This is a genomic window from Gallibacterium trehalosifermentans (assembly GCF_042433055.1).
In the GTDB taxonomy this organism is placed as follows: domain Bacteria; phylum Pseudomonadota; class Gammaproteobacteria; order Enterobacterales; family Pasteurellaceae; genus Gallibacterium; species Gallibacterium trehalosifermentans.
This window is the reverse complement of record NZ_JBHLWB010000010.1, coordinates 99,226-108,569: the sequence shown is the minus strand read 5'-3', so window position 1 is coordinate 108,569 and position 9,344 is coordinate 99,226. Positions and strand designations below refer to the sequence as shown.

Here is a 9,344-nt window from a genome sequence, read left to right as displayed (position 1 = left end):
GAAATGGCTTACGCCGTTTGTGCCTTATATCTCCGCCCTGAAGGACGGAGTTTTACGGCACGAGTCTGATAAAGCACATAAGGTTTATCTTTGCTAAACGCATCATCAGCACCATAAGCGGTAGAAAGAATATGCACATTACTACCAAAATAGGCATACCCCATTGCGCCTGGTGGAGTTTGTTGTCTGCCGCCCTCGGTTAAATCATCTAAATAAAAGATAATATCGGAGTTTGCATTGCTGGTCGCCGTGCCATTCATTAAGGTGAAATGAACATTGCTATATTTTCCGTAAACCTTTAATGCCTCGGTAATATCCGCCTGCTGCCGCGCACTGAACTGCTGGAAACCTGTTAGCGTAACTTCACCAGATGACTTCATCTCTTTTGCCACCGTCGCAAAGGAATAGGTGATATTCAGCGGCTGCCCCACACCTTTCCATTTTGCTGGATTGCTAAGATACCCCTCGCGATAATCATTTAACACACTAATAAAATAAGGCAACGGTTCCGTGCTATTCGCCGCACTCGCAATCGCCGTGGTGCTACCTGTATGCTGCGCAGGATCATCGGCTTGCTCGCTAACAATCGATTCTGGGTCAGCGGCTGGTGGCGTTTCCTCAGGCGTCGTCTCTGTGGTTGGCGCTTCACTTTCTGGTGTCTCACTCACCGGCTGTTCAGGCGATGTCGGCGTCTCTTCTACTGCCGGCGAGGTATTTTCTGTAGGCGTAGGATTAACTGGTGTATCCGTGCCAGTTGCTGGCGATGCAGGATCGGCTGGCGTTGTGCTATCAGTTTCCGCAGGTGTTGTCGTTGTTGGCTCGGTTACCGCAGGTTCTGTGGTTGGCTCGGTTGTCGCTGGATCAGTGCTTACCGCCGGCTCTGCTGGTGGCTCACTCGCAGCTGCCTGAGTGCTGTCCTTGCTCGATGATTTACCTGCGCTAACACCAATCGCAACTCCACCGCCCACTACCACCGCCGTCGATCCTAACACCACCGCACTATTCATTGTACCTGAGGCAACAGAAGCCACTTCAGTTTCAATCACATTTTGGTGCAACGCATCTTCAAATACAGGAATCTCAGGCGCATTCAGCGCTGAGTAAGTATTATTACTGGTAAGTTGTGGGACAGAATCAAACACCGATTGATACTCTTCAATCACGGCTTTCAGTTGATTATTTTGGTAAATCTGTAAATTCCCATCTTGCAAAGAAAACTGCAAATTTTCCCCAGAAATTTCAAACCCATTATTGCCTGCGACGGCTTTAAAATGTTGTAAGGTGGTTTGGGAATCAACCTTAATCACCTGAATTTTACGAAGTAAATTTACATTGGCTGGCATAATCTTCTCTTATCATAAAAATAATTGTGTTATATCAACAATTTAATACGCTTGTATCCAAAAAATTATCTGCTTAATCAGGAAAAAAGCTAATCTTTTCACGATTAAACACAAAATTGTTATATTGTCTTGCTGATAACTTATTGATGTCAATCTTTTTTCCGTGCTAAGCGCACTAAGCAACAATCTTTTCCTTTTTCTCTTCAATTACGCGCAAAATCATTGCGATAACGCGCATAAAAAACATACTATTGTAAATAAAAAATATTTTCTATTACATTTGTTGACAAAAGCCTAGGGGGGGGGAAAATAACTAATGGATTATAGTCGAAGTTTGACTATAGTTTGGTGTGGTATTGCAATAATGTTTTACATTTCAATGTGAGAATATAAAGATGAATAAAATACAAAAAATAATAACCCTACCAAAGTTGTTATTCGTGTGTTTTCTATTTGTGGGAAACCTTGCTTCACAACTCTTCTCGATAGCAACAGTAAGTACGGCACTGTTCCTTGCCTCTAGTCAAGTGTATGCACAAAATGTAGATGGGGATGATGAGGAAGACGATGATACTATAACTACAACTACAACTCCGGCTCCAGTTCCACCACCACCCGTAGTTGCCAATAATCCAAACAGTGTAATTGTCGGTAAAAATACGCAACCTCAATGGGCAACCGTATTCGCCACAGACCCAGACAACCCATCGACAACCAATGATACGCAACAATACGTGTACGATACGCCTGTAACGGCATATGTCTTAATGCCAAAAGTAGCTATGGAATTAGGCTTCAGTACCTTAGATACCTTACACGAAAGACGCGGTGAAAACCAAATCCTCTCATGGGAACGTTGCGATACTTGTCGCGATGAAGAACAAGTGGACGGACAAACATGGGTGAAAGCCTGGGGCAAAACACTTAGCTTAGATGGCAAAAAACGCCTCGACTTTGCTACCAAAATGTACGGCATCAAAGTCGGACACGACTTTAGTATCAAAAAAGATGACAAAGGTGGGCACTCATTAACTGGGTTATATTTAGCCTATGGCCGTGCAAACAGCAAATTCTACGACCAATACTACGCTGAACAAAATGGTGCGGGGCAATATATTTTGCAATCTAGCAAATATACAGGGAAAGGACGCTCAGAGTTATATGCGTTAGGGTTAACCCACACACGTTACCATGTGAATGGTGGTTACTTAGATTTAGTGGGACAACTCCACTGGTTACGTGGTTACTCTGTAGATAACCAAGGAGAAAAAACCAACAAACAACGCGGTAAAGGGTTTGCCCTTTCTGCGGAAGTGGGTAAACCGTTTGAGCTAAAAGAACTCAACGAAAGACAAAGTGCCTGGTTTATTGAGCCTCAAGCACAGTTAATCTATCAATATATAGATTTCGACCACTTTGCCGATGCAAACCGAATCATTGCGCCGGATTCAGTCTCTGCTGTTAGAGGACGTTTAGGGGTACGTTTAGCGCATAATCGTTTAACAAAAGATGATAAAACTCGTACCTTATATGCGATTGCCAATATTTGGCATAACTTTAACACAAATCACTCAGTAAGAATTGGCACTGAGAAATTAAGCGAGAAATACGCCAATACTTGGGGTGAGGTTGGTGTTGGCTTACAACGTGCATTAGGCAAACAAACCTACTTATATGGTGATGTGCGTTATGAGTTTAGCTTCAAAAACCATGCGTATGAAGCCTATCGTGGCACGATTGGGGTGAAATATACTTGGCAGTAATGTGGTAATCTAATGATGTAAGTAAAGGCGATGTGGGACATCGCCTTTTTTATTTTTGGTTTTGTTTAATTGGATATTTAGGTTTCGCCCTAAAGGGCGACTTCATTTTTTTACTCGTGTAAAAAAACGAAGCAAAAAAAACACGCCCTAGTGCCTTGCTATTTCCTCATTTCGTCAAGATTTTTCGAGCGGCAAAAAACTGATATTTTTCTGCGAAAAATTAGACGTTTTTTGCCTAAAAATCTTTCCTATATTCGGGCAAGGCACAAGGGGATCGTTAACATTTATTGAGATTTGAGTTTAAAAGTAAATTTATTAATAAGATTACTATAATTAATTTTTGCTTTATTTTTACTCAAATAGAGATTTAGGCAAGCCATTATTATATGATAGGAATTTTTACAAGAGGAGAGTTATTTTTATTTAGATTGATTACCTTGTTGAATGAAATTATCAATTCTCTTCCGAATATCTTTCATTCGTTGCTGGATAAATTTTTCTTCTTTTGTCCCAAATAAGGTATCGTGATTAATCATAAATCGAACAGATACGGTTGTTTGTTCTGGATTGTCTTCATAATCAAAAGTGAGTACAACAAGAGGATCATTTTCAGTGTAAGTTAATCTTGCATGATAGAGTCCAATATAATAAGGCGATGCGCCATAAGATAGGCTACTATCTTTTACTCGACCAAATAAACGATCTTTATTTTCAACATAAACTTCAACAAATTCTTGTTGTTGCCACAAAGTAATTAACTCAACTAAATTTGTTGAATGTAATTCAATATCTTGTTGAGTGAAACCTAAAGCAAGACTAATTTCAGTAAATAAGTGATGGATTTCTACAAATTTAATATGTTTGCGTTCTAACATTTTTTAATTGTTGCTTTAAAATAGACTGAACATTGGATTTGATTTCTTGCTTATTATTGCCTTTTACTCTAGTGCCTTTTATCGCTTGAGTGCGCTCAATAATTTCTCGTATAAAAATAGCATTTTTGTTCATGGCTATCTTCCTCTTGTGCTTTTGCGCTATCCTATCATTCTTTTTATTTTGCAACAATCAAAAAGAGTTTATGCCATTAATATCACTCCCCCCCCCTTGTGCCTTGCCCGAATGTAGGAAAGATTTTTAGGCAAAAAACCTTGACGGGGTGAGGAACTAGCTAGGCACTAGGGCGTAATTTTTTTGCCTACTTTTTTTGTACGAGCAATAACAAAAAGCATTGCTTTTTGAGCGCTGCTTGCAGCGACCCGTAGGGTGAGCAAGTGAGCTGAGCGAACTTGCGAATAATAGTAGGTCGCCCTTTAGGGCGAAACCTAAATTGTTATAAAACCTAAATACCAATTTAAACAAAAAAGAAACTCGCCTTTAAGCGAAACCTAATCAAACCTGAATTGAACCTAATACCCCTACCGCCTAATCGAACGCAAAAAAGCATTAGTACGAGGATTGGTACTTTTCTCAAATAGCTGCTCTGGTGTGCCTTGCTCAATAATCTGCCCATCACCCATTAAAATCACATGATCGGCAACTTCTCGTGCAAACTGAATTTCGTGGGTTACGATCACCATTGTCCAGCCCTCACTCGCCAATGATTTCATTAATGCTAACATTCCTTGCACTAATTCTGGATCTAGCGCGGAGGTTGGTTCATCAAACAACATCAATTCTGGCTCTATTGCTAATGCACGTGCAATCCCGATGCGTTGTTGTTGCCCACCTGAAAGTTGAAATGGGTAGAAATTGGCTTTATCCGCTAATTCCACGCGTGCTAATAGGTGATGTGCTTTCGCTTCTGCTTCCGCTTTTGGCATTTTTTGCACCACAATTAGCCCCTCAGTGATATTCTCTAATGCGGTTTTGTGGGGAAATAAATTATAGTTTTGGAACACCATACCGCTTTTTTTGCGCAGGGCTTGTACCTTCTCTTTACTTAATGGTTTGCTAAAATCAATCGCTAATGAGCCATCATCAAAGGTAATTTCCCCTGCATCGGACGTTTCTAGTAGATTTAAACAGCGTAATAATGTGGTTTTACCCGATCCTGATGCACCGAGTAGAACGATCACTTCGCCTTTGTTAATGCGTAAATCTATCCCTTTTAGCACTTGATGATCAGCAAATGCTTTATGTAAATTTTTAATTGATAACATACTTACCTCGCGACATACCGTTCAAAATGTTTTTCTAAGCGTTTTTGCACATAACTTAATATGGCACACACAACCCAATACATCAGGGCAGCTTCGCAATAAATAAGTAAAAATTCATAAGTACGAGAAGATATTACGTTAGCTTGACGCATCATTTCTGGCACTAATACCACACTCGCTAATGAGGTCTCTTTGACTAAACCAATAAAGCTATTGGAAAGCGGCGGTACGGCAACGCGTAACGCTTGTGGACCAATAATGCGGAAAAAGTTTTGCCAATAGCTCATACCAATGGTATAGCCTGCTTCCCATTGTCCTTTTGGCACCGAAAGAATCGCGGCACGCACGGTTTCTGAGGCATACGCCCCTGTATTCAAGGAAAAGGCAATAATTGCAGTTGGCAAGGGATCTAACGTAATACCAATATTTGGTAAGGCATAGAAAATAATAAACAGTTGAACTAATAGCGGGGTTCCGCGAATGGCTGAAATATAAAAATTTGCGATCCCATTGGCAATTTTGTGTAACAGATGTTTTTGTGGGGTAACACGAATTAAGGCGATCACTAATGCAATAAGCATTCCCACGATAAATGAAATAATAGTTAATGGGATTGTATAAATCATCATACCTTGCAACATCGGAAAAAAAGCATCAATCGCGATTGATGCTTTGTTCTCGTCCAACCAAGGAAGCGCACTCAATACTGAGTGGAAAAATGCGGTGATACTTTCCGCTAGATAACTACTCACTAATATCTACTCCGAAAAATTGTTTAGAAATGATGGCTAATTTACCTTCCTTTTTCAATTCTGTTAAGGCTTGATTTAATTTTTTTAACTTTTCTTCATCACCTTTACGGACAATAAATCCTGCACACACTTTACTCTCTTCAGGTAAATCAATCACTTGGATCTTATCATTGCTGTTTAATTTTTTCTGGTAATACAGCACGGCTAAGCGATCATTGAGGGTAAAATCGATACCTCCCTGCGCAACTAGCGCCATTTCTTGTCCTAATCCGCCCTCAACAGAAACCACTTCGCCTTGATTTTGGCGGACTAAGTCAGCAAAGTTGACTGGTAAAGGCTAATCCGCCTTTCAAGCCTTTGAGATCTTTTTCAGCTTGAATATTTTTCAACTCGCTGCGAATCGCTAAGGCAACCCCAGAATAGCTATAAGGTAATGAACTTTGATACTTTTTGCTGCGTTCTGGGTTCATAGATACTTGATTAACAACGGTATCAAAGCGTCCGTTATTTAATCCCGCTAACAATGCGTTCCATGCAGTTTCTTTAAACTCAATTTTTAAGCCTAATTTTTCTGACACCGCACGCGCTACTTCAACATCATAGCCAGTTAATTTGCCTGACTCATCATGATAAGTAAAAGGCGGATACATTCCCTCTGTGCCAACCGTTAAGGTATCTTTTGTTAGCCAATCTGCTTGTTCAGCTAACGAAATAGTTGCACTAAATGTCGTTAATAAGATCAATCCTTTAATTAGGTTACGAATAAACATATCCATACCCACCTTCACTTATCCATTTTATTGATTATTCAAGTACCGAAACATCTTCACCAAAGAATTGAATTGAGAGTTCTTTCAATTTTCCCTCTTTTTTCAATTTTTTGAGCGCTACATTAAATTTCTCAATTACTGCTTGGTTACCTTTGTTAAATACAAAACCTGATCCTACGGGTTGTGATTTATCTCGTAACACAATTTCTAAATTTGCATTTGGATGTTTATGTAAGAAATCTAATACTGCAAGACGATCATTTAAAGTAACGTCTGCACGCTTTTGTAACACTAATTGAATCGCTTGCGCTAATCCATCGATCCCAACAATTTCTGCTCCATTTTTTACTGCAAGTTCACCATAATTACTGGTGAATGATTGTGCTGATTTTAATCCTTTCAGGTCTGCCCAATCTTTCACACGTTGTTCCCCTTTGCGCGCAACAATCACTGCACCTGAGTAGCTATATTCAGCTGTTTTATCATATTTTGCTCGGCGCTCTGGGGTCGTTAAGCCAACTTGGTTAGCAACTAAATCGAAACGGTGGTTATTTAAACCTGATAACATGGCGTCCCATTGGGTTTCTTTAAATTCTACTTTTACACCTAATTCTTGTGCCACTAAACGCGTCAATTCAACATCATAGCCAGTTAATTTGCCTGACTCATCGTGGTATGTAAATGGTGGATAAGTTCCCTCTGTACCAACCACAATCGTTCCCTTTTCGTTCACACGTTTAGCCAGATCTGCCGCCGCTTCATCGTTGGTTAATGCGAAGGTAGATTGGGCAAAAATTAAGCCTAGAGATAAAAAGAAAGTTCCTTTGATATAGTGTTTAATTGCTGTTTTCATACTATTTTCCTTGTCTATTTAATTTATGATTAGCGCAGTCTAATAAGAGAAGATGATGAAAGAAAATAGCTATTTCATTCTATATATAACTAAAAGTTATATTGAGCGATTTAGGCTCTTATGATCACCAAGTGGTTTAATTTGCACGTATAATGAAAGCAAATTTTTATATTGTTTAAACTTTCAACGAATTAAGTTGAAAAAAAGTACATTTTTTCTGCGCTAAATCAAATTTAATGCTTCACTATTACTATAAAAGTGCGTATGATAAGCGACCGTTTCAGTCCCAAAGACTGGCGATTTTGTCATCATCAATAAACCCATAGAAGAATAAAAAACGATAGATAGCAATAGGTAATAAGTGTGCAGATTGGTCAATTTATTTTGAAAAATCCCGTGATCTTAGCACCTATGGCGGGGATTACTGATCTTCCTTTTCGGCGGATTTGTTCTCACTATGGTGCGGCATTAACATTTTCTGAAATGATGTCCACAAATCCTGATGTATGGCATACCGAAAAATCTAAATTACGTTTGGCTCATCACCCTCAAATTGGTATCAACGCAGTACAAATTGCTGGCAGTGATCCTGATGAGATGGCACAAGCAGCACAAATTAATGTCGGTTACGGTGCAGAAATTATTGATATTAATATGGGGTGTCCAGCCAAGAAAGTGAATAAAAAATTGGCAGGCTCTGCATTATTACAATATCCAGATCTGGTCGCTAAGATTTTAAAAGCCGTCGTCAATGCGGTTGATGTTCCCGTAACGTTAAAAATAAGAACTGGCTGGGATCAACAACATCGTAATTGCTGTTTAATTGCTAAAATTGCAGAAGATGCAGGTATTCAAGCGCTTACCATTCACGGGCGAACTCGTGCTTGTTTATTTAATGGCGAGGCAGAATATGAAAGTATTAAAGCAGTTAAACAAGCTGTATCAATTCCCATTATTGCCAATGGTGATATTGATTCAGCAAACAAAGCCAAAGAGGTCTTAGCTTACACTGGTGCTGATGCCGTAATGCTTGGACGTGGGGCATTAGGCAACCCATGGATTTTTCGAGAAATTACCGAATTATTAGAGAAGAATAAATCTGTATCTGACTTGCCATTTTCTGAAAAGAAAGCAGTTATTTTGCAACATATTGCTGATCTTCATCAGTTTTATGGGGTGGAAAAAGGCTATCGCATAGCTCGTAAACACGTTGCTTGGTATGTCGATCGATTCTGTTCAAGCTCTGATTTTAAACGTGCTTTTAATACATTAACTAATCCAGATGACCAGTTAAATGTATTAGAGGAATTTTTGTGTTCAATCCGACTTATGTCGTAATCATAATAAAGTAAATAAAGGGAAAAAATGTTCGAACAACGTAGCACTGCTGAAGCATTAACTGTATCAACGTTAAATGCACAAGCTCAAGTAACAAATAAACCATTACGTGATTCTGTAAAACAAGCATTAAAGAACTATTTAGCACAACTAAATGGACAAGATGTGAATGATCTTTATGAATTAGTCTTAGCAGAAGTTGAGCATCCAATGTTAGATATGGTTATGCAATATACTCGTGGTAATCAAACTCGTGCAGCAACAATGTTGGGCATTAACCGTGGTACGTTACGCAAAAAATTAAAAAAATACGGTATGGGCTGATTAAATCGTTATTTTAATTTATGATTATTGCTCCTAAGCTTT

At 39.2% G+C, this 9,344-nt stretch carries 11 protein-coding genes; 3 read left to right on the top strand and 8 right to left on the bottom strand.

From position 1 onward, the window contains the following. Positions 1 to 8 precede the first annotated feature (8 nt). Positions 9 to 1,343 carry a hypothetical protein gene (locus tag ACFFHK_RS09570; RefSeq protein WP_382371864.1) on the bottom strand — a complete coding sequence of 445 codons (1,335 nt, stop codon included), beginning with the start codon at positions 1,341 to 1,343 and terminating at the stop codon, positions 9 to 11. Between the two features lie 395 nt (positions 1,344 to 1,738). On the opposite strand from ACFFHK_RS09570, the gene ACFFHK_RS09565 reads away from it, so the two are divergent. Further along, the gene (locus tag ACFFHK_RS09565; RefSeq protein ID WP_382371862.1) at positions 1,739 to 3,106 is read left to right on the top strand and encodes an autotransporter family protein; all 1,368 of its coding nucleotides are present in this window, start codon (positions 1,739 to 1,741) and stop codon (positions 3,104 to 3,106) included. A gap of 419 nt (positions 3,107 to 3,525) precedes the next feature. Here ACFFHK_RS09565 and ACFFHK_RS09560 read toward each other — a convergent pair whose 3' ends face one another. The 7 genes from ACFFHK_RS09560 to ACFFHK_RS09530 all read right to left on the bottom strand — a co-directional run bounded on the left by ACFFHK_RS09560 (position 3,526) and on the right by ACFFHK_RS09530 (position 7,640). Beyond that, on the bottom strand, positions 3,526 to 3,981 hold the full coding sequence (locus ACFFHK_RS09560; RefSeq protein WP_382371861.1) for a hypothetical protein: 456 nt from the start codon (positions 3,979 to 3,981) through the stop codon (positions 3,526 to 3,528). Continuing rightward, a complete protein-coding gene (locus tag ACFFHK_RS09555; RefSeq protein ID WP_382371859.1) occupies positions 3,959 to 4,114 on the bottom strand; it encodes a hypothetical protein in 156 nt (51 codons plus the stop codon). The genes ACFFHK_RS09560 and ACFFHK_RS09555 overlap by 23 nt, the downstream gene beginning before the upstream one ends. Before the next feature lie 407 nt (positions 4,115 to 4,521). After that, positions 4,522 to 5,265, bottom strand: coding sequence for an amino acid ABC transporter ATP-binding protein (locus tag ACFFHK_RS09550; protein WP_382371857.1), 744 nt, complete (start codon positions 5,263 to 5,265; stop codon positions 4,522 to 4,524). A gap of 2 nt (positions 5,266 to 5,267) precedes the next feature. Next, positions 5,268 to 6,017, bottom strand: a complete 750-nt coding sequence (locus tag ACFFHK_RS09545; protein ID WP_382371855.1) for an amino acid ABC transporter permease — start codon at positions 6,015 to 6,017, stop codon at positions 5,268 to 5,270. Then, entirely contained in the window at positions 6,010 to 6,306 is a 297-nt protein-coding gene (locus ACFFHK_RS09540) for a transporter substrate-binding domain-containing protein (protein WP_382371853.1), read from the bottom strand. Before ACFFHK_RS09540 ends, ACFFHK_RS09545 begins: the two co-directional genes overlap by 8 nt. Before the next feature lie 25 nt (positions 6,307 to 6,331). Further along, complete coding sequence (locus tag ACFFHK_RS09535) at positions 6,332 to 6,793, bottom strand: transporter substrate-binding domain-containing protein (protein ID WP_382371851.1); 462 nt, start codon at positions 6,791 to 6,793, stop codon at positions 6,332 to 6,334. A 28-nt stretch (positions 6,794 to 6,821) separates the two neighbouring features. Continuing rightward, complete coding sequence (locus ACFFHK_RS09530; RefSeq protein ID WP_382371849.1) at positions 6,822 to 7,640, bottom strand: transporter substrate-binding domain-containing protein; 819 nt, start codon at positions 7,638 to 7,640, stop codon at positions 6,822 to 6,824. Between the two features lie 363 nt (positions 7,641 to 8,003). Between ACFFHK_RS09530 and dusB the strand changes: the two genes are divergently transcribed. Both dusB and fis read left to right on the top strand, forming a co-directional pair. Then, positions 8,004 to 8,978, top strand: coding sequence for a tRNA dihydrouridine synthase DusB (gene dusB, locus ACFFHK_RS09525; RefSeq protein ID WP_382371847.1), 975 nt, complete (start codon positions 8,004 to 8,006; stop codon positions 8,976 to 8,978). 27 nt (positions 8,979 to 9,005) lie between these two features. Continuing rightward, entirely contained in the window at positions 9,006 to 9,302 is a 297-nt protein-coding gene (gene fis / locus ACFFHK_RS09520) for a DNA-binding transcriptional regulator Fis (RefSeq protein ID WP_065234168.1), read from the top strand. The last annotated feature ends 42 nt before the right edge of the window (positions 9,303 to 9,344 follow it).